Genomic DNA, 20,825 nt, shown 5'->3' on the forward strand with positions numbered 1-20,825 from the left:
GGCGTGGATGAGAAAGAGGGGGGTTTTTTTCACTCACCCCCCCCCCTCCCCCCTCCTCCGGGGGGGGGGGGGGGGGGGCCCCTCCCCCCCCCCCCCCCCCCTCCGGGCGGGACGGCTACTGCTTGTGGACCGCCCAGGCGTGCTGGATGACCAGGTCGGCCTTCAGCTCGGTCAGCTGGAGCGCGACCGCCGAGGGGGCGGTACCGCCGCGGCCGTTGCGTGAGGCGAGGGCGCCCTTGACGTTGAGGACGGTGCGGACCTCGGGGGTCAGGTGCTCCGAGATCTTCGCGAACTGCTCGTCCGTGAGCTCGTCCAGCTCGATGCCGAGCGCCTCGCACTCCTTGACGCACTCGCCGGCCACCTCGTGCGCCACCCGGAACGGCACGCCCTGCTTGACCAGCCACTCCGCGATGTCGGTGGCGAGCGAGAAGCCCGCCGGGGCCAGCTCCTCCATCCGCTCCCGGTTGACCGTGAGGGTGGCCATCATGCCCGTGAAGGCCGGCAGCAGGACTTCGAGGGTGTCGCAGGAGTCGAAGACCGGCTCCTTGTCCTCCTGGAGGTCCCGGTTGTACGCCAGCGGCAGCGCCTTGAGCGTGGCGAGCAGACCGGTCAGGTTGCCGATGAGGCGGCCCGACTTGCCGCGCGCCAGCTCCGCGATGTCCGGGTTCTTCTTCTGCGGCATGATCGACGAGCCGGTGGAGAAGGCGTCGTGCAGGGTCACGAAGGAGAACTCCTTCGTGTTCCAGATGATGATCTCCTCCGCGATCCGGGACAGGTTGATCCCGATCATCGCGGTGACGAAGGCGAACTCGGCGACGAAGTCGCGCGAGGCCGTGCCGTCGATGGAGTTGCCGACCGAGCCCCGCTCGAAGCCCAGGTCGGCGGCGACCGCCTCCGGGTCCAGGCCCAGCGAGGAGCCTGCCAGCGCCCCCGATCCGTACGGGGAGACCGCGGTCCGGGTGTCCCACTGCCGCAGCCGCTCCGCGTCCCGGGACAGGGACTGCACGTGGGCCAGTACGTGGTGGGCGAAGAGCACCGGCTGGGCGTGCTGGAGGTGGGTCCGGCCGGGCATGGCCACGTCCGCGTGGCTCTCGGCGAGGCCGACCAGCGCGTCCTGGAGGTCCGCGATCAGACCGCCGATGATCCGGGCGTGATCGCGCAGGTACATCCGGAAGAGGGTGGCCACCTGGTCGTTGCGGGAGCGCCCGGCGCGCAGCTTGCCGCCGAGGTCGGCGCCGAGCCGCTCCAGCAGGCCCCGCTCCAGGGCGGTGTGCACGTCCTCGTCGGCGATGGTGCCGGTGAAGGAGCCGTCGGCCACGTCGGCCTCCAGCCGGTCCAGCCCGGCGATCATGCGGTCGAGCTCTTCGGCCGTGAGCAGGCCCGCCTTGTGCAGCACGCGGGCGTGGGCGCGCGAGCCGGCGATGTCGTAGGGGGCGAGGCGCCAGTCGAAGTGGACCGACGCGGACAGCTTCGCGAGGGCCTCGGCGGGACCGTCGGCGAACCGGCCGCCCCAGAGCCGGACGTCACCGTTGTTGCTGCTCACAGCTACTGCTCCTCAAGACTGCATGGCATGTACGGCATGCTCGTGGATGTGAAACCGCCTCCCCGCCGCGGAGGAAACGGGGAGGCGGTCACGTACTGCTGATCGGTCAGGCGAGGTCGCGCCGCGCCGCGATCTTCGAGGAGAGGCCGAAGATCTCGATGAAGCCCTGCGCCTTGGACTGGTCGAAGGTGTCGCCCGAGTCGTAGGTCGCGAGGTTGAAGTCGTAGAGCGACTCGTCCGACTTCCGGCCGGTGACGACGGCGCGGCCGCCGTGCAGCGTCATCCGGATGTCACCGGTGACGTGCTGGTTGGCCTCGTTGATGAAACCGTCCAGCGCCCGCTTGAGCGGGGAGAACCACAGGCCGTCGTAGACCAGCTCGCCCCAGCGCTGCTCGACCTGCCGCTTGTAGCGGGCCAGCTCGCGCTCGACGGTGACGTTCTCCAGCTCCTGGTGGGCGGTGATCAGCGCGATCGCACCCGGGGCCTCGTACACCTCGCGGGACTTGATGCCGACGAGACGGTCCTCGACGATGTCGATCCGGCCGATGCCCTGGGCGCCGGCGCGGTCGTTGAGCTGCTGGATCGCCTGGAGCACGGTGACGGGCTTGCCGTCGATGGCGACCGGGACGCCCTCCTTGAAGGAGATGACGACCTCGTCGGCCTCGCGCGGCAGGGCCGGGTTCGAGGTGTACTCGTAGATGTCCTCGATCGGCGCGTTCCAGATGTCCTCCAGGAAGCCCGTCTCGACGGCGCGCCCGAAGACGTTCTGGTCGATGGAGTACGGGGACTTCTTAGTGGTCGCGATCGGGAGCTGCTTCTCCTCGCAGAAGGCGATCGCCTTGTCCCGGGTCATCGCGTAGTCACGGACCGGGGCGATGCACTTGAGGTCCGGGGCGAGGGCGACGATGCCCGCCTCGAAGCGGACCTGGTCGTTGCCCTTGCCGGTGCAGCCGTGGGCGACGGTCGTGGCGCCGTGCTTCTTGGCCGCGGCGACCAGGTGCTTGACGATGGCCGGCCGGGAGAGCGCCGAGACCAGCGGGTACCGGTCCATGTAGAGGGCGTTCGCCTTGATCGCCGGGAGGCAGTACTCGTTGGCGAACTCGTCCGACGCGTCGGCGACCTCGGCCTCGACCGCACCGCAGTCGAGCGCGCGCTTGCGGATGACGTCCAGGTCCTCGCCGCCCTGGCCGACGTCCACGGCGACGGCGATGACCTCGGCACCCGTCTCCTCGGCGATCCAGCCGATGGCGACGGAGGTGTCCAGGCCGCCCGAGTAGGCGAGTACGACGCGCTCGGTCACGGGTTTCTCCTTACGGTGCATTCAACGACAGGCATAACTATGCACTACTCCGTATGTTTCGTCAATCGACCCAGTGGCGGGGCCCCTGACCAGGGCGAATATGGGGCGCGCGACCACCCGGCCACCGCCTAGGCTCGCCGGGTACGCGTGGACAGGGGAGGAACATGAGCGCCTGGGATCGACAGGACGCGCAGAACGGGCGGGCCGCCGCGGCGGGACTGCTCGCCGGCCGGCGCGTCGGGATCGGCGGAGTCCGCCTCCCCGACCGGCCGGCGGCCTGGACCGCCTTCGACGAGGAGGTCCGCCGGGCCCGCGCCCACGGCACCACGCTGCCGTCCTTCGACCGCCCGGAGACCCGGCTGTGCCACCGGGACGGACGGATCCGCGAGGCCGCGCTCGACGGGCCCGACCCGGCGCTCCCGCTCGTCGCGATCCGGTGCGCCGACTGGGTCCCGGCGGTACGCAAACGCGCCCGCCGGATCCTCGGCGCGGCCCTGGCCGCCGACCCCGCGCGGACGCTGACCGACCTGACCCCGCTGGTCGTGCGACTGGGCCGGCGGGAGCAGGGCGCCTGGGCGCTGGAGCGGTTCGAGGCCGCCCTGCGCGCCGAGGACCCCGTCCTCGCGCCGTGGTGGCGGCCGGCCCGGCCCGCGACCTGGTGGCGGGCCGAGCGGCCCGCGCACACCCGCACCGGCGAGCAGCCCGACACCGTACTGGCGTGGCTGCGGTGGAGCCCGGACCTGGCGACCCGGCGCTTCGCCACCCGGATCACCCTCGACCGCGGGTCGTTGGGCGTACGGGAACTGGCCCGGCGGGCCGCCGTCGAACAGGACGCGGTGACGAGCGCGCTGTGGACCGACGCCGCCCTGGCGGCACTGGCCGCCGAGGCTCCGGGCGACCGGGCTCCGGGCGACCGGGCTCCGGGCGACCGGGCTCCGGGCGACCGGGCTCCGGGCGACGCGCCGGACCGGGCCGACGCGGACGCGGCCGTCGACGCCCTGCTGGGCGGGCACCTCCCGATGGTCCGGGCCGCCGGGGTCACCGCCCTGCGCCGGGCCGGGCGCGCCGCCGAGGCCGTGCACCACCTCACCGACCGCTCCGGAACGGTCCGGGCCTGCGCCCGCTGGCTGCTGCGCCAGGACGGAGGCGATCCGTACGCGTACCTCCACGCGCTGGTCGAGGACCCGGACCGGATCACCCGGTACGCCGTGACCGGCTTCGCCGAGTGCGCCGGCCGCGCGGACGCCCCGCTGCTGCGGGCCCTGCTCGACCACCCCTCCGGGGCGGTCCGGGCTGCGGCCGTCGCGGGGCTGCGCCACCTGGACGTCACCGACCTCCGCCTGCTGCGGCCGCTGCTGGACGACCCCTCGCCCGGCGTGGCCCGGGAGGCCTCCCTCAGCCTGCGCGCCTCGGCGGAACAGCTGCCGGCCGACTGGCTGCTGGCCCGCATCTCCCCCGGCCTGCCGCGCCACACCCGCCTGGCGGCCTACCGCGTCCTGCACGCCGGGGGCGGAGTGACCGGACTGCGGGCCTCCGTGGAACTGCTGACGGACGAGGACGCGGGACTGCGCGTGCTCGCCCGGCAACGCCTCCAGAGCCTGTGGTCCCCCGGCCGGCCGCCGGCCCTCCCGGTCCGTGATCCGGAGGTCGGCGCCCTGCTGGACCGCTGCACCGGAGTGTTCAGCGACTACGTCCTGGAGCGGATGCGCGCACAGCTCGGGCTCCCCCGCACGGGAACCGCGGCGAAAGGATAATGATCACCATGGGAAAACTCCACGAACGCATAGACGGCCGCCTGCGCAAGTTCATCGAAGAGCAGCCGGTCTTCTTCACCGCGACCGCGCCGCTGGCGGGTGACGGCCACGTCAACCTGTCCCCCAAGGGCCGCGCCGGCACCCTGGTGGTCATCGACGAACAGACGCTCGCCTACCTGGACTTCGGCGGCAGTGGCGCCGAGACCATCGCGCACGTCCGCGAGAACGGCCGGATCACCCTCATGTGGTGCGCGTTCAGCGGCCCGCCGAACATCGTGCGCATCCACGGCGAGGGCGAGGCGGTCTTCCGCGACGACCCGCGCTGGGGCGAGCTGATCGGCCTGTTCGGCGAGGCCGACGGACCCGCCGCGCGGGCGATCATCCTGGTCCGCGCCCACCGGATCGCCGATGTCTGCGGGTATGCCGTCCCCCTCATGGAGTACCAGGGCGAGCGCACCCTCCACGCGGAGTACTTCGGCCGCAAGACCGACGAGGAGTTCGCCGCGTACTGCGAGAAGAAGGAGTTCATCGAGACGAGCGTCGACGGCCTGCCTGCGCTGCCTCTGCCCCTTCCGCCCCGTACCGTCTGACATGTGCTGCGTACCGCTCTCGTCACCGGCTCACTGATCGTCAGCAGCCTGCTCCCGCAGGCCCCGGCGCCCCTGCCGTCCCGGCTCGCCGAGACCGGCGGCGGCAGTCAGCTGATCATCGCCGTCGCCCCCGCGCCCGGATCCACCACCGGTCGGCTGACCTGGTGGGACCGGTGGTCCGGGGGGTGGCACGAAGCCGGGAGCGCGCCCGCCCGCTTCGGGTCGAACGGCCTCACCGAGGGCGCGACGCGGACGCAGGGCACCAGCACCACGCCGACGGGCCTGTACGAACTGCCGTACGCCTTCGGGATCCGGCGGGCGCCGGCCGGCACGGAGGTCCGCTACCGGCGGGTGCGGGACGGCTCCTGGTGGTGCCAGGACAACGCGTCCGCCCACTACAACCGCTGGGTGGAGCCGCTGCCCGCGGACTGCGCGCCGGGCGAGGCCGAGCACCTGGTGACGTACGAGAAGCAGTACGCGCACGCGCTCCTCATCGCCTTCAACTACGAGCGGCCCGTGCGCGGCCGGGGCGCCGGGATCTTCCTGCACGTCAACGGCAAGGGCGCGACGGCCGGCTGCGTGTCCGTACCCGAGCGGGCCATGCGGGCGATCCTGCGCTGGGCGAACCCGCGCCGGCATCCGCACATCGCTATCGGCACGCAGGACGGGCCGCTCGCCGTCACCCGCTACTAGGTCCGCGGGTGCCGGGCTCGTCCTCGTCGGCGGCCCGGTACTCGTACGCGTCCTCCCACCAGACCTTGTCGTCCAGCCACTCGTCGTCCTCGTCGTCGGACTCCTCCACGACGACCTGGTCGACACCGCGCCACCTGCTGTGGTCGGCGCTGCTCCGCAGCACCCGGAGCCGTTGCCCTTCGTCCAGCGCCTCGAAGGCCGGGTGCGCCTCGGTGCGGATCAGGTCGCCCAGCGGGTCGCCGCACTCCGTCCGGGCGCGGACCTCCCGGTGCGCCTTCTCGGCGCAGAGCAGCGCCACCAGGCCGAGGCCGGCCACCACGGCGCAGGCCCATTCCCGTATGCCGTGCGGGCGCTCGGCCACCAGCAGTACGCTCGCCAGGACCCAGAAGAACATCGTCAGCACGATGCCCATGCAGCCGCAGCAGGCCAGTAGTCGGTTCCCCCCGCCGTCCGGCATCTTCGGGAGATCGGGCAGCAGGTCCCGCCGTTCGTCCCCGTACGCGCCGCTCCGCCGCCGGTACTCCTCGTCGCACCAGTCGATCCAGCCGAGGGAGACGGGCTCGGGATCGTGGCGGCGTACCGCTTCCAACAGGGCCGCGGGCAGCGGGTGGGCGGGCGTGCGGGCGGGGTCGCGGCCCTCCTCGGTCAGGAACGCCGCGCCTTCCCCGTCGATCCGGAGATACCCGCCGAGGACGAGTTCGGCGCCGGCCGCCTCGGTCGACTCGCCCCGCAGCACGGCCGCGTGGTACGGCTCCAGGCGGACGGCGGCGACGAGCCGGAGGATCTCGCGGCGGACCCGGACCCGACGCCGCCACCGCAGGGCGAGGGGCCCGTACACGGCGGCGGTCACGAGGGACACGGATATGGCGAGGACGAATCGGAGCACGCCTCGAGGCTATGTCGGTGAACGCCGCCGCGGCACCGGGATTTCCGGCGCCCGTCCGGCTCAGCCCTCCTTCTGCGCCAGCCGCAGGAGGTGGTCGGCGAGGGCCTGGCCGCCCGCCGGGTCGCGGCTGATCAGCATCAGGGTGTCGTCGCCGGCGATCGTGCCGAGGATCGCGCGGAGCTCGGCCTGGTCGATCGCCGAGGCGAGGAACTGCGCCGCACCCGGCGGGGTGCGCAGGACCACGAGGTTCGCGGAGGCCTCCGCCGAGATCAGCAGCTCCCCGGAGAGGCGCCGCATGCGCTCCTCCTTCGCGGACTCGCCGAGCGGTGCCTGCGGGGTGCGGAAGCCGCCCTCGCTGGGTACCGCGTAGATCAGCTCGCCACCGGTGTTGCGGATCTTCACCGCGCCCAGCTCGTCGAGGTCGCGGGAGAGCGTCGCCTGGGTGACGCTCAGCCCGTCGTCGGCGAGCAGCTTGGCCAGCTGGCTCTGCGAGCGGACCGGCTGCCGGTTGAGGATGTCCACGATCCGGCGGTGGCGCGCGGTGCGGGTCTGCGGGACGGCCTGTCCGACTTGCTCGTTGTCCTGCGCGTGGCTCATCGTCGTCTCATTCTCCGGTTCCGTCCCCGCCTGCTGCGTCAAGGATGCCGGGCAGGGCCCGGAGGAACGCGTCCGCCTCGGCCTCGGTGAGTACGTACGGGGGCATGAGCCGTACGACGTCGGGGGCGGGCGCGTTGACCAGGAAGCCGGCGTCCTGAGCCGCCTGCTGCACCCGGGGTGCGAGCGGCTCGGTCAGCACGATACCCAGCAGCAGGCCCGCGCCTCTGACGTGGGAGACCAGCGCGTGCCCCGAGGACTCGATCCCGGAGCGCAGCCGCTCGCTCCGGGCCTTGACCTGGTCGAGCAGCCCCTCGGAGGCGATGGTGTCGATCACGGCGAGGCCGGCGGCGCAGGCGACCGGGTTCCCGCCGAAGGTGGTGCCGTGCTGGCCGGGCTGGAACAGGTCGGCCGCGGCCCCGAAGAGCGCCACCGCGCCGATGGGCAGACCGCCGCCCAGTCCCTTGGCGAGGGTGACGATGTCGGGCTCGACGTCCTCGTGGGCCTGGTGCTCGAACCACTGGCCGCACCGGCCGATGCCGGTCTGGACCTCGTCGAGGACGAGGAGGGTGCCGGTGGCGCGGGTGATCTCGCGGGCGGCCGTCAGGTACCCGGCCGGGGGCACGACCACGCCGTTCTCGCCCTGGATCGGCTCGATGACGACGAAGGCGGTCTCCTCGGTGACGGCGGCCCGCAGGGCCTCGACGTCGCCGAAGGGGACGTGCGTGACGTCGCCCGGCAGCGGCAGGAAGGGCTCCTGCTTCTTCGGCTGGCCGGTGAGGGCGAGGGCGCCCATGGTCCGGCCGTGGAAGCCGCCGTCGGTGGCCACCATGTGGGTCCGCCCGGTCAGCCGGCCGATCTTGAAGGCGGCTTCGATCGTCTCGGCCCCGGAGTTGCAGAAGAAGACCTTCCCGGGGCGGCCGAAGAGCTGGAGCAGCCGCTCGCCGAGCGCGACGACCGGCTCGGAGATGAAGAGGTTGGAGACGTGGCCGAGGGTGGAGACCTGCTCGGTCACGGCCGCCACGATCGCCGGGTGGGCGTGGCCGAGCGCGTTGACCGCGATGCCTCCGACGAAGTCGGTGTACTGCTTGCCGTCGGCGTCCCACACCTGGGCGCCCTCGCCGCGCACCAGCGCGATCGCGGGGGTGCCGTAGTTGTTGGTCAGCGCCCCCTGCCAGCGCGCGCCGTATTCCTGGTTGCCGGTGCCCTTCGTCATTCCGCTCCCCCTGGCTGTTGTCCGGGCTGTGGGTCGGGCACGACCATCGTGCCGATGCCCGAGTCCGTGAAGATCTCCAGCAGGATCGAGTGCTGGACCCGCCCGTCGAGCACGCGTGCGGTGTTCACGCCGTTGCGCACGGCGTGCAGGCACCCCTCCATCTTGGGCACCATGCCGCTGGACAGCTCCGGCAGCAGCTTCTCCAGCTCGCTGACGGTGAGCCGGCTGATGACCTCGTCGCTGTGCGGCCAGTCCGCGTACAGCCCCTCGACGTCGGTGAGGACCATCAGCGTCTCGGCGCCCAGTGAGGCGGCGAGGGCCGCGGCCGCCGTGTCGGCGTTGACGTTGTAGACGTGGTGGTCGTCGGCGCTGCGGGCGATGGAGGAGATGACCGGGATCCGTCCGTCCGAGAGCAGCGCCTCGATCGCGCCGGTGTCGATGGCGGTGATCTCGCCGACCCGCCCGATGTCGATGACCTCGCCGCCGATCTCCGGGCTGTGCTTGGTCGCCGTGATGGTGTGGGCGTCCTCGCCGGTCATGCCGACGGCGAGTGGCCCGTGCTGGTTGAGCAGTCCGACCAGCTCGCGCTGGACCTGGCCCGCCAGGACCATCCGTACGACGTCCATGGCCTCCGGGGTCGTGACGCGCAGGCCGGCCTTGAACTCGCTGACCAGGCCCTGCTTGTCGAGCTGGGCGTTGATCTGGGGGCCGCCGCCGTGCACGACGACCGGCTTGAGGCCGGCCTGGCGCAGGAAGACCACGTCCTGGGCGAAGGCCGCCTTGAGGTCCTCGTCGATCATGGCGTTGCCGCCGAACTTGATGACGACGATCTTGCCGTTGTGGCGGGTGAGCCAGGGCAGGGCCTCGATGAGGATCTGCGCCTTGGGCAGGGCGGTGTGCTTGCGGGCGGTGCCGGGCTGTCCGGCCTTCTCGTCGCTCATGAGGAGTACGCGCTGTTCTCGTGGACGTAGTCGGCGGTCAGGTCGTTGGCCCAGATGACGGCCGACTCGTCGCCGGTGGACAGGTCGGCGGTGATGCGGACCTCGCGGTCCTTCATCGAGACCAGGTCGCGGTCCTCGCCGACCGAGCCGTTCTTGCAGACCCACACGCCGTTGATGGCGACGTTGAGGCGGTCCGGGTCGAAGGCGGCCTTGGTGGTGCCGATCGCGGAGAGCACCCGGCCCCAGTTGGGGTCCTCGCCGTGGATGGCGCACTTGAGCAGGTTGTTGCGGGCGATGGACCGGCCGACCTCGACCGCGTCGTCCTCGCTGGCCGCGCCGATCACCTCGATGCGGATGTCCTTGCTGGCGCCCTCGGCGTCGCCGATCAGCTGGCGGGCCAGGTCGTCGCAGACGGTGCGCACGGCCTCGGCGAACTCCTCGTACGCCGGTACCCGGCCGGAGGCGCCGGAGGCGAGCAGCAGCACCGTGTCGTTGGTGGACATGCAGCCGTCGGAGTCGACCCGGTCGAAGGTGGTGCGGGTGGCGGCGCGCAGCGCCTTGTCGAGGGTGGCGCTGTCCAGGTCGGCGTCGGTGGTGAGGACGACCAGCATGGTGGCGAGGCCCGGGGCGAGCATGCCTGCGCCCTTGGCCATGCCGCCGACGGTCCAGCCTCCCCCACCCTCCGGGCGGGAGGACCCCCAGGAGACCGTGGCCGTCTTGTGCACGGTGTCGGTGGTCTTGATGGCGATGGCGGCGGCCTCGCCGCCGTTCTCGGACAGGGCGGCGGCCGCGGTCTCGATGCCGGGGAGCAGCTTGTCCATGGGGAGCAGGACGCCGATCAGGCCGGTGGACGCGACCGCGACCTCCCCGGCGTTGAAGTCCTCGCCGAGGACGGCGGCCACCTTCTCGGCGGTGGCGTGGGTGTCCTGGAAGCCCTTGGGGCCGGTGCAGGCGTTGGCGCCGCCGGAGTTGAGGACGACCGCGCTGACGGTGGCGCCGCGCAGGACCTGCTCGGTCCAGTGCACGGGGGCGGCCTTGACGCGGTTGGAGGTGAAGACGCCCGCGGCGGCCAGTCGCGGTCCCTTGTTGACCACGAGGGCCAGGTCCGGGTTGCCGTTGGCCTTGATCCCGGCGGCGATGCCCGCTGCCATGAATCCCTGTGCTGCCGTGACGCTCACGGTGCGACTCCGATCGTCGAAAGACCCAGGCTCTCGTGGAGCCCCAGGGCGATGTTCATGCTCTGCACCGCGCCGCCGGCGGTGCCCTTGGTCAGGTTGTCGATGGCGCTGACGGCGATGATCCGCTGGGCGGACGCGTCGTAGGCGACCTGGACGTGGACGGCGTTGGAACCGTGGACGGACTTGGTGGACGGCATCCGGCCCTCGGGCAGCAGGTGGACGAACGGCTCGTCGGCGTACGCCTTCTCGTAGGCGGCGCGCAGCGATTCGGCGGTGGTGCCGGGGAGGGCCTTGGCCGAGCAGGTGGCGAGGATGCCGCGTGCCATGGGCACGAGGGTCGGCGTGAAGGAGACGGAGACCCGCTCTCCGGCGATGGGGCTGAGGTTCTGCACCATCTCGGGCGTGTGCCGGTGGCCGCCGCCCACGCCGTACGGGGTCACCGAACCCATCACCTCGGCGCCGAGCAGGTGCGGCTTGAGGGCCTTGCCGGCGCCGGAGGTCCCGGTGGCGGCGACGATCACGGCCTCCGGCTCGGCGAGCTGGGCCTGGTAGGCGGGGAAGAGCGCGAGGGAGACGGCGGTGGGGAAGCAGCCGGGGACGGCGATGCGCTTGGTCCCCTCCAGTGCGGTGCGGCAGCCCGGCAGCTCGGGCAGGCCGTAGGGCCAGGTCCCGGCGTGCGGGGCGCCGTAGAAGGCATCCCAGTCGGCGGAGTCCTTGAGCCGGTGGTCGGCGCCCATGTCGACGACGAGGACGTCCTCGCCGAGCTCGGCGGCGACGGCGGCGGACTGGCCGTGCGGGAGTGCGAGGAAGACGACGTCGTGGCCGGCGAGGACCTCGGCGGTGGTCGCCTCCAGGGTGCGCCCGGCGAGCGGCACGAGGTGGGGCTGGAGGGAGCCGAGGAGCTGTCCGGCGTTGGAGTTGCCGGTCAGCGCGCCGATCTCCACCTCGGGGTGCGAGAGCAGGAGGCGCAGGACTTCTCCGCCCGCGTACCCGCTCGCTCCGGCCACCGCTACACGTACCACCATCGGACCCTCCTCGTCGATGGCATGACTATACGTACGTCCGCACGTTTATGCAATGTTTTGGATCTCGGCTGGAGGGACGTACGGGAGGATCCGGGGCCGGGGGCGCCCTACGGAAGATGTCTAGCAGGAAAGGTCCCGCTCCGACGGCGATTTCGCCGGTCGCGTCAGCCCGTCGCGCCGGCCGCGGGCGGGGGCGTCCCGTCGACGAGACGGCGCCGGCCGGTCCCGAACGTGGCTACGCGGGTGCCTGGAGGGAGAGGTACCAGCGGCGCGACCAGCCGGTGAGGGTCAGGGTGGACAGCGGCCGGACATCCACGTTCCAGTAGGTCAGCGGGGGCGCCTGCAGCGCGTAGACCAGGGCCGCCCGGACCACCGAGGGCTCGGCCACCGCCACGATCGCGCCGCCGTCGTCGGCGGGCCGGGTGTCGAGCCAGCCGCCGATCCGGGAGATGAAGGCGAGCAGGGACTCGCCTCCGTGCGGGGCGGCCCGCGGATCGCTGAGCCACAGGTCCACCGCGTCGGGTTCGCGGGCGGTCACCTCGGCCAGGGTCAGCCCCCGCCAGCGGCCCATGTCGCACTCGCGCAGCGCGGGCTGCGCGAGCGGCGCGTACCCGAGGGCGTCGGCGGTGGCCCGGCTGCGCGGGGTCGGCGAGCAGTAGCGCAGCTCGGCCGCGCCCAGGGGCACGAGGTCCCGGGCGGCGGACTCCACCGACCGCCAGCCGGCTCCGTCCAGCGGGCGGTCGTCGTCGAAACGCTCGGCGAGCAGCGAGGAACTACGGGCTGCGGCAACGAGCGAAACCCGAACATGCATGCGGTGATGGTGAGGCGCGAACGGCCGGGGGTCAAGCTTTCCGGAAGGAGCCCTTCGGCGGGCATGGGTGGCTAGCCGCCCAGGCCCGCCCGCAGCCGCTGGACGGCTTCCACCAGCTCCCCCGGGCCCGACACCCCGGCGAAGCTCAGCCGGACGTACGGGCCGGGCGGTTCGGCGCAGAAGTACGGGCGGCCCGGGGCCACCGCGACCCCGGCGCGCAGGGCCGCCGCGGCGAAGGCCGCGTCGTCGGCTCCGTCGGCCATCCGCAGCCACAACTGGTAGCCGCCTGAGGGCAGGTGGCCCAGCGTCAGCCCGGGCAGCTCCCGGCGCAGGGCCCCCGCGAGCACGTCCCGCCGGTGCCGCAGCTCGGCAGCGACGGTGCGCAGGTGGCGCGGCCAGGCGGGCGCGCCGACCAGTTCCAGGGCTGCCTCCTGGAGCGGCCGGGACACGAAGAAGGTGTCGACGACCTGGATGGCGCGCAGCCGGTCCACGACCGGGCCGCGGGCGGCCAGGGCGCCCACCCGCAGGCTGGGCGAGGTGGCCTTGGTCAGGGACCGGACGTGCACGACCACCCCGTCGTGGTCCTCGGCGGCCAGCGTCGCGGGCAGCGGGCCGGCGTCGTCGTGGCCCAGGGCGCGGGCGTAGTCGTCCTCGACCACGAAGGCTCCGGCGGCGTGCGCGATCCGCAGGACCTCCGCCCGCCGATCGGGCGCCAGCACAGCACCGGTCGGGTTCTGGAACAGCGGCTGGCATACGAACACCCGCGCCCCGGTCGCCTCGAAGGCGGCGGCCAGCAGCTCCGGCCGCACCCCCTCGGCGTCCACCGGGACGGGTACGGGCCGGCACCCGGAGGCGCGGGCGATGGCGAGCAGCCCGGGATAGGTCGGTGATTCCACCAGGATCGGCGCCCCCGGCGGGGCCAGCGCCCGCAGGGCGGTGGTCAGCGCGCTCTGCCCGCCCGCGGTGACCAGCACGTCGGCGGCCGCGACGGCCCCGCCGATCTCGCGGGCGAACCAGTCGCGGAGCTCGGGCAGCCCCTCCATGGGCGGCCGGTCCCAGGCACCGGGGCGCCGCCCGGCCCGGGCGAGCGCGGCCGCCATGGCCCGCTCGGGCTGGATGGAGGCGTGCAGGTAGCCGCTGTTGAGCCCGATCACCCCGGGCGGCGGTGCGGCCAGGCAGGCCAGCACCCCGGAGGCGTCGACCGAGCGCGGCACGATCTCGCCGGGAGCCTCCGCGCTGAGGGCGACCTCCTGCCAGGAGGTGTCGCCGGGCGCGGCGGGCGCCGTGCGCGGGGAGGCGCGGAAGACGCCGGCGCCGGGGCGGGTCACGACGAGGCCCTCGGCGGCGAGCAGCGCCAGGGCCCGGGAGACGGTGACGGGGCTGACCCGGTAGCGCTCGACCAGGGCCCGGCTCGACGGGAGCTTTCCACCCACCGAGTAGCGGTCGAGCTCGGACCGCAGAGATTCCGCCAGTTCCGCCACACTGCTACGCTCATACATGACAGCACAGAATAGCGCTACTCTCCCCAAGGCGATAGCGGTCAAGAGTCCGGTGGGCCGCGGTACCGCCCTCGCCTCCCTCGGCGTCCTCGCCTTCTCCCTGACCTTCCCCGCCACCGCGTGGGGCCTGGAGAGCTTCGGGCCGTGGTCCCTCGTCGCCCTGCGCAGCGTCCTCGCCGCCGTCATCGCCGGAGCCTTCCTGCTGGCCCGCCGGGTCCCGCTGCCCGCCCGCGAGCACTGGGCCGCCCTCGCCGTGGTCGCGGGCGGGGTGGTGGTCGGCTTCCCGCTGCTCACCGCCCTCGCGCTGACGACCTCCACCACCTCGCACGCCGCCGTCGTGGTCGGCCTGCTCCCGCTCACCACCGCCGCGCTGTCCGCGCTGCGTACCGGCGCCCGGCCCTCGCGCGCCTTCTGGGCGGCGGCCGTCGCCGGGGCCGCGGTCGTCATCGCATTCGTTGCGTGTGACAGCACCCTCGCGCAGAGCGGCGGCGCCCTCTCGGCCGGCGACGCCTACCTGTTCGGCGCCCTGCTGGTGTGCGCCGCCGGATACACCGAGGGCGGTCGCCTCGCCCGGACCCTGCCCGGCTGGCAGGTGATCGGCTGGGCGCTGGTCCTGTGCCTGCCGCTCAGCCTGGCCGGCTCCGCGCTCGGCCTCGCGTACGAGCCGGTGCACCTCGGCGGGCACGGACTGGTCGGGCTGGTCTGGGCGGCGGCCGGCTCCACCTTCCTGGGCCTGTACGTCTGGTACCGGGGCATGGCCGAGATCGGCGCACCGCGCGCGAGCCAGCTCCAGCTCGCCCAGCCGCTGCTGACCCTGGTCTGGTCGGTGGCGGTGCTGGGCGAGCGGCTCACCCCCGCCGCTCCGGCCGCCGCCTGCGCCGTCCTCGTCTGCATCGCGGTCACCCAACGGGTCAAATAGCCCCAGTACGACCTAAACTGCTAGCACCGGATCGGACCGCCACCGAGGAGGTCAGTTATGCGCGCGACCGAGGGCGACCAGCTGGTGCAGCACGGCAGGATCGTCGGACAGCACGACAAGGTGGGCGAGATCACCCAGGTGCTGGGCGAGAACGGAACCCCCCCGTACCGGGTCCGCTTCCAGGACGGCCACGAGGCCCTCATGGCCCCCGGGCCCGACTGCGTGGTCCGTCACCCCGTAGAGCCCGACCACTGAATCAGCGCGGGGGCACCGCCGAGCCGTAGTGGTCGGCGACCACCCGGGCCATCGCTCCATTGGGGTCCGCGGCCACCTGCTTCGCCGAGAAGTAGACGTGGCCGCGGACTTCTGGATACCCGGCGGCGAACCTCAGGTGCTTCGACAGCTCCCCCGGATCGCGCCAGGCGGCGGTGGAGCTGTCCGCGTCGCAGCGGTACAGCGCCTCTCCCACGTAGAGGTCCACGCCCGTGCCCGCCACGGTCCGCGCCCACCAGGGCACGACGTCGGCGTAGTCGGCGGTCGGGTGGCCGATGTGCCAGTACGCCTGCGGCACGATGTAGTCGATCCAGCCCTCCCGGACCCACTTGCGGGTGTCCGCGTACAGCTCGTCGTAGGTGCCGAGGCCCGCCCGCGTCGGCGAGCCGAGCGGGTCACGGTCGGAGTTGCGCCAGACCGCGAAGGGGCTGATGCCGAACCGGACCGCCGGACGCAGCGCCCGCAGCCGCGCGGACATCTCCCGGACCAGCGTGTCGGTGTTGTGACGGCGCCAGTCGGCGCGGGACGCGAAGGCGCCCCCGTGCTCCTCGTACGCCTCGTCGTCGTCGAAGTACTCGCCCTCGGCCGGGTAGGGGTAGAAGTAGTCGTCCCAGTGCACCGCGTCCACCGGGTAGCGGGTGATGGCGTCGAACATGGCGTCCTGGACGAAGCGCCGGACCTCGGGCATGCCGGGGTTGTAGTAGAGCTTGCCGCCGTACTCGACGGTCCAGTCGGGGTTGCGCCGGGCCGGGTGGGCGGCGGCCAGCCGGTCGAGGTCGGTGTGGTTGGCCACGCGGTACGGGTTGAACCAGGCGTGCAGCTCGAGCCCGCGGGCGTGCGCCTCGGCGACCGCCGTGCCCAGCGGGTCCCAGCCGGGATCGGCCCCCTGCTCACCGGTCAGCCACTGCGACCAGGGCTCCAGCTTCGAGGGCCAGAGCGCGTCGGCCGCCGGCCGGACCTGGAGGACCACCACGTTGAGCCGGCGCCTGACCGCGGTGTCGAGGAGCCGCAGGAGTTCCGTGCGCTGCCGCTCGGCGGAGAGCCCGCTCTCGGACGGCCAGTCCACGTTGGAGACGGAGGCGATCCACATCCCCCGGAACTCGGCGGTGGCGGCGCGGGCGGAGAGCCTGCCGGACGTGCGCCGGGCCGCCGCGGCGGCCGGTCCCGACGTGGCGGCCGCGATCACCCCCACGGCTCCGGCCAGCAGTGCCCGTCGGCCGATGTACGTCATGTGACATCTCCGTTTCACTGAGTGACATTGCGCGATGTCCGCCCAGCATGCCCGCCCCGGCCCGCCGCCCGGCGCAAGGTCGGGAGTAACGTCGGGGGGCGTGGCGGGCGCCGGAATCGTACGGGGGACCCGCCGACGGAGAGCTGCGAAAGGTACGAAGTGACTGACCTCCCTTCCGACATCACACGGGTCGGCGTAGTGGGCTGTGGCCAGATGGGCGCGGGTATCGCCGAGGTGTGCGCCCGCAGTGGCCTTGAGGTCAAGGTCGCCGAGACCACCGGCGAAGCCCTGGAGATCGGCCGGACCCGGCTTCACAACTCCCTGACGAAGGCCGCCGAACGCGGCAAGATCACGGAGGAGGAGCGGGACGCCGCCCTCGCCCGCCTCACCTTCACCACCGACCTCGGCGAGTTCGCCGACCGTGACCTCGTCATCGAGGCGGTCGTCGAGAACGAGCAGGTCAAGACGGAGATCTTCCAGGTCCTCGATCAGGTGATCACCCGCCCGGACGCGATCCTGGCCTCCAACACCTCCTCGATCCCGCTGGTCAAGCTGGCCGTCGCGACCTCGCGGCCCGACCAGGTCATCGGCATCCACTTCTTCAACCCGGCCCCGGTGCAGAAGCTCGTCGAGCTGATCCCCGCGCTGACCACGGGCGAGGAGACGGTCAAGCGGGCCGAGGCCCTGGTGCGGGACGTGCTCGGCAAGCACGCGGTCCGCGCCCAGGACCGGTCCGGCTTCGTCGTCAACGCGCTCCTCGTCCCGTACCTGCTGTCCGCGATCCGGATGTTCGAGTCGGGCATCGCGAGCCGCGAGGACATCGACAACGGCATGGAGCTGGGCTGCGCCCACCCGATGGGACCGCTCAAGCTGTCCGACCTGATCGGCCTGGACACCATCGCCTCGATCGCCGACTCGATGTACGCCGAGTACAAGGAGCCCCTGTACGCCGCTCCCCCGCTGCTCCAGCGGATGGTCGACGCGGGCCGTCTGGGCCGCAAGACGGGCGCGGGCTTCTACCCGTACGCCTGATCCCCGCCCTGCCCCCTACGGCTGACCGAGCCGCAGGTGGTGCAGCAGGAGCAGCCCGGCCGCCATGTTGGCGGCCGGGATCTCCCCGCGCGCGATCATGTCCGGCACGAGTTTGAGCGGGACCCATTCCCGGCGCGAGGACTCGAACGCGTCCTCGGGATGGCCGATGTAGGTGGCTCCCTCCGCCCAGTAGAGGTGGTGGCGGGCGTCGGTCAGCCCGTTGGACGGCTCGACGGTCATCAGGTGGTGGAGCGGGCCGGGCCGCCAGCCCGACTCCTCCTCCATCTCGCGCGCCGCGGCGTCCGCGACGTCCTCGCCGTCCTCGACCACCCCGGCGGGCAGTTCCCAGCCCCAGCTGTCGGTGATGAAGCGGTGCCGCCAGAGCAGCAGCACCTCGTTGGCCTCGTTGACGGCCGTGGCCACGGCGACCGGACGCAGCCGGATCACGAAGTGGTCCAGGTGCCGGCCGTCGGGGAGTTCCACATCGGCGAGATTCACGTCGAACCAGCGGTTCTTGTACACAGTCTGCTCACTCAGGTTCATCCACTGCACGGCTGTGCCACCTTCCGTTCGAGTAGGTGGCAAACATGGCAGCAGCTGACCCGTCACAGCGGAACGCGCAGCGCCCCGTCGATGAGCTGTGCGGTCTCCTCCGCGCCCGAACAACCGCTGGTCAGGAGCTGTTCGCGGACCGCCCGCAGCCGGTCGCGCAGCCGCAGCGACTCCATCCCCTTGGCCCGCTCGGCCATTTCCGCCGCGGACGCCGCGGCCCGGTCCGCCTCGCCCTGGCGCAGCTGGATCTCGCACAGCATCGCCAGCCGGTGCACCCGCCCGCGGTCGTGGGCCGGGGTGCCGACGGCGGCGGCCGCCTGGACCCGGGCCGCTTCCAGATCCCCCAGACTGAGCAGCGCCTCGGCGACCTGGACGTTGACGAGCCCGGGCTGTACGTAACCGGTCTCGTCGGGTTCGGTGCCCGGGCGGATCCGCTCGGCGGCCGCCTCGGCGTTGCGGATGCAGGCCAGCGCGGCCCCGGTGTCGCCGAGTTGGGCGTACGCCTTGGCCTGCATGGCGTACAGGTCGGCGGCCAGCGCCGGGGTGGTGTGCGGGCCGGCGGCGCGCAGCGCGGCCTCGGCGAAGGCGACGGCCTGGCGGTACTCGCGCAGGTGCAGGGACTGGTTGACGATCAGCGCGATCACGTACGCCCCGAGCCCGCGGTCCCCGCTCGCCTTGGCCAGGCGCAGCGCCTGGTGGAAGTAGCGCTGGGCGAGCCCGTGGGCGTCGGAGTCGTACGCGCAGATCCCCGCCACCGCCACCAGGGAGCCGGTGGCCCGGTGCAGTTGGCGGCCGAGGGCGTCGGGGTAACTGCCGCGCAGCATGGGCGCCGTCTCCGTGCCAAGGAAGCGGACGATCCGGTCCCGGGTGGCCACTCCGCCGGCCCTGCGGTACATCAGCTCGTAGTGCGCGCGGGCGGCCTTCAGGATCTCGATGTGCTCGGGACCGATCCGGTTCGGGCCCTCGCGGGAGACGTCCACGTCCTCGGGCGGGTTCTCCCATTCCCAGACCGGGATCACGGCGGGCGTTCCGGTGACCGCCTCGGCGGTGAGGAGTTGGGGCCGGGCCTGCCCGTCGGACCGCCACAGGGCGGCGGCCCGGTCCACGAACCCGCTGAGCGGGGAGGCGTGCAGGGAGACGGGCCGGTCGGCCGCCCCGAGCCCGATGTCGTCCAGTCCGACGGGACGCCGCAGCCGGCCGCCGAGCACCTCGCAGATCAGGTCGGGGACCTGGCCCCGGGGCCGCTGGCCCTTCAGCCACCGGGCCACGGCGGTGTGTTCGTAGCGCAGGGCGAGTCCGCGGGTACGGCCCGCCTGGTTCACGTAGGCGGCGAGTCCGGCATGGGACATGCCCGCCTCGGCGAGGAGGGCGTCGAGCAGGACATTGGGCTGCATGGGCCGCTCCCGGGGCTCGTCGGTCTCAGGCTAGTGGGTGCGCGGTTCACACGGGGTGTGAACCGAGTACGCGCATAAATGCGATGCGCACTCTGCCGCACGGGCCGCCGTGGGCGCTTCACTTAAGGGCCTCGCCAAGAGGTAGCCCGGGTCGTCGGCTCCCCCTCGTACAGTGCGACGACCCGCACCGCGCCGCCCGTCCTGCTGTCTGCCCGACACTCCACGGCAGGCGGGCGGCGTGTCCGGCTCCGCCGGCGCCCGGTTGGTCGCCGGGCCCCGGCGAAGCCGGCCCCCCGGCACCGGGCCGGTCAGGACCGGTCGTTGCGGATCACCAGCAGGGCGACGTCGTCGGCGAGTCGCCCGCCGGTGTGCCGGAGCAGGGCCGCGTGCACGCCCGCGACCAGCCGCGCGGGCGTCCGCGGCGCCGGGGCCTCTGCGAGGACGCTCCGCAGGGGGAAGAACGCGCCGGCGGCGTCCCGGGCCTCGTCGGCGCCGTCGGTGTGCAGGAACAGGGTCTCCCCGGGCCGTAGTTCCCCCACGGGGTGCGGCTCGGCTCCCGCCGGCAGGGGCACCACCCCGAGCGGGGGCAGGGTCTCGCCGTCCAGCGGCTGGACGTCCACGGGCCGCTGCGCGGGGCCTCCCCCGCCTCGCCCCTTCCCGAAACCTGCCTCCGCCCGGACCCGGTCCTCAAACGCCGGACGGGCTGGAAAATCCGGCCCGGGGCGCATGCGGTACGGCCAGGGGTGGCCGCAGTTCAGGGCCAGCAGGGTGCCGTCCGCGGCGATCTGGAGCAGGAGCACCGTCACGAACTCCTCCGCCGCCGGAGACTGCGGCTCGGCCTGACAGGCCGACGGGTGCTCGGCCCGCGCCCGGTCCCGCACGTGCCGGCCCAGCGCCCGCTCCATCCGCCGCAGGACGCCGCCCAGCGTCGCCTCGTCGTACGCCGCCTCGCGGAAGGCCCCGAGCACGGCCGCCGCCGCACCCAGCGCCGGCAGCCCGTGCCCCCGTACGTCGCCGATGACCACCCGCACGCCGTGCGCCGTCGGCACCGCCTCGTACAGGTCCCCGCCCACCGCCGCGCCCCGGCTCGCCGAGAGCTGCGCCGCCGCCGAGGTCAGGCCGTCGATCCGTCCCGGCATCGGCCGCAGCAGCGCGCGCTGCGCGGCGCCCGCGATCTCCTGCGAGCGGCGCAGTTCGCCCAGCAGCCCGCGCCGGATGTGCAGGGCGCAGCCGGTGGCCAGCAGCAGGAAGGCCGCGCACGTGGCCAGGCTCGGCGCCAGTCGGCCCGGGGTGGCCAACTCCCAGGACACCGCGACGCCGCCCCAGGCCACGACGCACACCCGGCGCAGCTGGGGCATCTCCCCGCGCGTGATCATCCGTAGGCTCCCCTCCGG

General features: G+C 73.2%; 20 protein-coding genes. 6 read left to right on the forward strand and 14 right to left on the reverse strand.

Annotation, left to right across the window (positions count from 1 at the left end):
• Positions 1-115: 115 nt before the first annotated feature.
• Complete coding sequence (gene argH, locus ACZ6JT_RS27050; protein ID WP_469213620.1) at positions 116-1,543, reverse strand: argininosuccinate lyase; 1,428 nt, start codon at positions 1,541-1,543, stop codon at positions 116-118.
• 106 nt (positions 1,544-1,649) lie between these two features.
• Complete coding sequence (locus tag ACZ6JT_RS27055; protein ID WP_466830065.1) at positions 1,650-2,843, reverse strand: argininosuccinate synthase; 1,194 nt, start codon at positions 2,841-2,843, stop codon at positions 1,650-1,652.
• A gap of 164 nt (positions 2,844-3,007) precedes the next feature.
• Between ACZ6JT_RS27055 and ACZ6JT_RS27060 the strand changes: the two genes are divergently transcribed.
• Genes ACZ6JT_RS27060 through ACZ6JT_RS27070 form a run of 3 tightly spaced genes read left to right on the forward strand, consistent with a single transcriptional unit; the run spans position 3,008 to position 5,880 of the window.
• Entirely contained in the window at positions 3,008-4,597 is a 1,590-nt protein-coding gene (locus ACZ6JT_RS27060; RefSeq protein WP_469213622.1) for a hypothetical protein, read from the forward strand.
• A gap of 8 nt (positions 4,598-4,605) precedes the next feature.
• The gene (locus ACZ6JT_RS27065) at positions 4,606-5,187 is read left to right on the forward strand and encodes a pyridoxamine 5'-phosphate oxidase family protein (protein ID WP_469213624.1); all 582 of its coding nucleotides are present in this window, start codon (positions 4,606-4,608) and stop codon (positions 5,185-5,187) included.
• A gap of 6 nt (positions 5,188-5,193) precedes the next feature.
• Entirely contained in the window at positions 5,194-5,880 is a 687-nt protein-coding gene (locus ACZ6JT_RS27070) for a L,D-transpeptidase family protein (RefSeq protein ID WP_469213908.1), read from the forward strand.
• Here the strand turns inward: ACZ6JT_RS27070 and ACZ6JT_RS27075 are convergent.
• The 8 genes from ACZ6JT_RS27075 to ACZ6JT_RS27110 form a co-directional block, all read right to left on the reverse strand.
• Entirely contained in the window at positions 5,867-6,766 is a 900-nt protein-coding gene (locus tag ACZ6JT_RS27075; protein ID WP_469213626.1) for a hypothetical protein, read from the reverse strand. The two genes, ACZ6JT_RS27070 and ACZ6JT_RS27075, sit on opposite strands and share 14 nt — an antisense overlap.
• A 60-nt stretch (positions 6,767-6,826) precedes the next feature.
• Positions 6,827-7,363: an arginine repressor gene (locus tag ACZ6JT_RS27080; protein WP_376619424.1), complete on the reverse strand. Its 537-nt coding sequence runs from the start codon at positions 7,361-7,363 to the stop codon at positions 6,827-6,829.
• Positions 7,364-7,370: 7 nt separating this feature from the next.
• On the reverse strand, positions 7,371-8,576 hold the full coding sequence (locus ACZ6JT_RS27085; protein ID WP_469213628.1) for an acetylornithine transaminase: 1,206 nt from the start codon (positions 8,574-8,576) through the stop codon (positions 7,371-7,373).
• The gene (gene argB / locus ACZ6JT_RS27090) at positions 8,573-9,517 is read right to left on the reverse strand and encodes an acetylglutamate kinase (protein WP_365477649.1); all 945 of its coding nucleotides are present in this window, start codon (positions 9,515-9,517) and stop codon (positions 8,573-8,575) included. The genes ACZ6JT_RS27085 and argB overlap by 4 nt, the downstream gene beginning before the upstream one ends.
• A complete protein-coding gene (gene argJ, locus ACZ6JT_RS27095; protein WP_469213630.1) occupies positions 9,514-10,695 on the reverse strand; it encodes a bifunctional glutamate N-acetyltransferase/amino-acid acetyltransferase ArgJ in 1,182 nt (393 codons plus the stop codon). Before argJ ends, argB begins: the two co-directional genes overlap by 4 nt.
• On the reverse strand, positions 10,692-11,720 hold the full coding sequence (gene argC / locus ACZ6JT_RS27100; RefSeq protein ID WP_469213631.1) for an N-acetyl-gamma-glutamyl-phosphate reductase: 1,029 nt from the start codon (positions 11,718-11,720) through the stop codon (positions 10,692-10,694). Before argC ends, argJ begins: the two co-directional genes overlap by 4 nt.
• Before the next feature lie 235 nt (positions 11,721-11,955).
• Positions 11,956-12,531 (reverse strand): histidine phosphatase family protein, encoded by a 576-nt coding sequence (locus tag ACZ6JT_RS27105; protein ID WP_469213633.1) that lies wholly within the window; start codon positions 12,529-12,531, stop codon positions 11,956-11,958.
• A gap of 71 nt (positions 12,532-12,602) precedes the next feature.
• Positions 12,603-14,030 (reverse strand): aminotransferase-like domain-containing protein, encoded by a 1,428-nt coding sequence (locus ACZ6JT_RS27110; protein WP_469213634.1) that lies wholly within the window; start codon positions 14,028-14,030, stop codon positions 12,603-12,605.
• Here ACZ6JT_RS27110 and ACZ6JT_RS27115 point away from each other — a divergent pair.
• Complete coding sequence (locus tag ACZ6JT_RS27115; RefSeq protein ID WP_469213635.1) at positions 14,029-14,949, forward strand: DMT family transporter; 921 nt, start codon at positions 14,029-14,031, stop codon at positions 14,947-14,949. The two genes, ACZ6JT_RS27110 and ACZ6JT_RS27115, sit on opposite strands and share 2 nt — an antisense overlap.
• A 57-nt stretch (positions 14,950-15,006) precedes the next feature.
• The gene (locus tag ACZ6JT_RS27120; protein WP_351298059.1) at positions 15,007-15,204 is read left to right on the forward strand and encodes a DUF1918 domain-containing protein; all 198 of its coding nucleotides are present in this window, start codon (positions 15,007-15,009) and stop codon (positions 15,202-15,204) included.
• A gap of 1 nt (position 15,205) precedes the next feature.
• On the opposite strand, the gene ACZ6JT_RS27125 is transcribed toward ACZ6JT_RS27120, so the two are convergent.
• Positions 15,206-16,453 carry a glycoside hydrolase family 10-like protein gene (locus ACZ6JT_RS27125; protein ID WP_469213636.1) on the reverse strand — a complete coding sequence of 416 codons (1,248 nt, stop codon included), beginning with the start codon at positions 16,451-16,453 and terminating at the stop codon, positions 15,206-15,208.
• 159 nt (positions 16,454-16,612) lie between these two features.
• Between ACZ6JT_RS27125 and ACZ6JT_RS27130 the strand changes: the two genes are divergently transcribed.
• Positions 16,613-17,485 carry a 3-hydroxybutyryl-CoA dehydrogenase gene (locus ACZ6JT_RS27130; protein WP_469213638.1) on the forward strand — a complete coding sequence of 291 codons (873 nt, stop codon included), beginning with the start codon at positions 16,613-16,615 and terminating at the stop codon, positions 17,483-17,485.
• A 15-nt stretch (positions 17,486-17,500) separates the two neighbouring features.
• On the opposite strand, the gene ACZ6JT_RS27135 is transcribed toward ACZ6JT_RS27130, so the two are convergent.
• The 3 genes from ACZ6JT_RS27135 to ACZ6JT_RS27145 form a co-directional block, all read right to left on the reverse strand.
• Complete coding sequence (locus tag ACZ6JT_RS27135; RefSeq protein WP_469213910.1) at positions 17,501-18,028, reverse strand: NUDIX hydrolase; 528 nt, start codon at positions 18,026-18,028, stop codon at positions 17,501-17,503.
• 62 nt (positions 18,029-18,090) lie between these two features.
• Entirely contained in the window at positions 18,091-19,431 is a 1,341-nt protein-coding gene (locus ACZ6JT_RS27140; protein WP_469213640.1) for a transcriptional regulator, read from the reverse strand.
• A gap of 308 nt (positions 19,432-19,739) precedes the next feature.
• Complete coding sequence (locus tag ACZ6JT_RS27145; protein ID WP_469213642.1) at positions 19,740-20,807, reverse strand: PP2C family protein-serine/threonine phosphatase; 1,068 nt, start codon at positions 20,805-20,807, stop codon at positions 19,740-19,742.
• Between the last annotated feature and the right edge of the window lie 18 nt (positions 20,808-20,825).

The organism is Streptomyces sp. NPDC046308 (assembly GCF_055588065.1).

Coding starts and splice junctions, on each gene's coding strand:
- ACZ6JT_RS27060 (WP_469213622.1), top strand. CDS start 3,008: ATGAGCGCCTGGGATCGACAGGACGCGCAGAACGGGCGGGCCGCCGCG.
- ACZ6JT_RS27065 (WP_469213624.1), top strand. CDS start 4,606: ATGGGAAAACTCCACGAACGCATAGACGGCCGCCTGCGCAAGTTCATC.
- ACZ6JT_RS27080 (WP_376619424.1), bottom strand. CDS start 7,363: ATGAGCCACGCGCAGGACAACGAGCAAGTCGGACAGGCCGTCCCGCAG.
- ACZ6JT_RS27085 (WP_469213628.1), bottom strand. CDS start 8,576: ATGACGAAGGGCACCGGCAACCAGGAATACGGCGCGCGCTGGCAGGGG.
- argB (WP_365477649.1), bottom strand. CDS start 9,517: ATGAGCGACGAGAAGGCCGGACAGCCCGGCACCGCCCGCAAGCACACC.
- argC (WP_469213631.1), bottom strand. CDS start 11,720: ATGGTGGTACGTGTAGCGGTGGCCGGAGCGAGCGGGTACGCGGGCGGA.
- ACZ6JT_RS27105 (WP_469213633.1), bottom strand. CDS start 12,531: ATGCATGTTCGGGTTTCGCTCGTTGCCGCAGCCCGTAGTTCCTCGCTG.
- ACZ6JT_RS27115 (WP_469213635.1), top strand. CDS start 14,029: ATGACAGCACAGAATAGCGCTACTCTCCCCAAGGCGATAGCGGTCAAG.
- ACZ6JT_RS27110 (WP_469213634.1), bottom strand. CDS start 14,030: ATGTATGAGCGTAGCAGTGTGGCGGAACTGGCGGAATCTCTGCGGTCC.
- ACZ6JT_RS27120 (WP_351298059.1), top strand. CDS start 15,007: ATGCGCGCGACCGAGGGCGACCAGCTGGTGCAGCACGGCAGGATCGTC.
- ACZ6JT_RS27125 (WP_469213636.1), bottom strand. CDS start 16,453: ATGACGTACATCGGCCGACGGGCACTGCTGGCCGGAGCCGTGGGGGTG.
- ACZ6JT_RS27135 (WP_469213910.1), bottom strand. CDS start 18,028: ATGAACCTGAGTGAGCAGACTGTGTACAAGAACCGCTGGTTCGACGTG.
- ACZ6JT_RS27140 (WP_469213640.1), bottom strand. CDS start 19,431: ATGCAGCCCAATGTCCTGCTCGACGCCCTCCTCGCCGAGGCGGGCATG.
- ACZ6JT_RS27145 (WP_469213642.1), bottom strand. CDS start 20,807: ATGATCACGCGCGGGGAGATGCCCCAGCTGCGCCGGGTGTGCGTCGTG.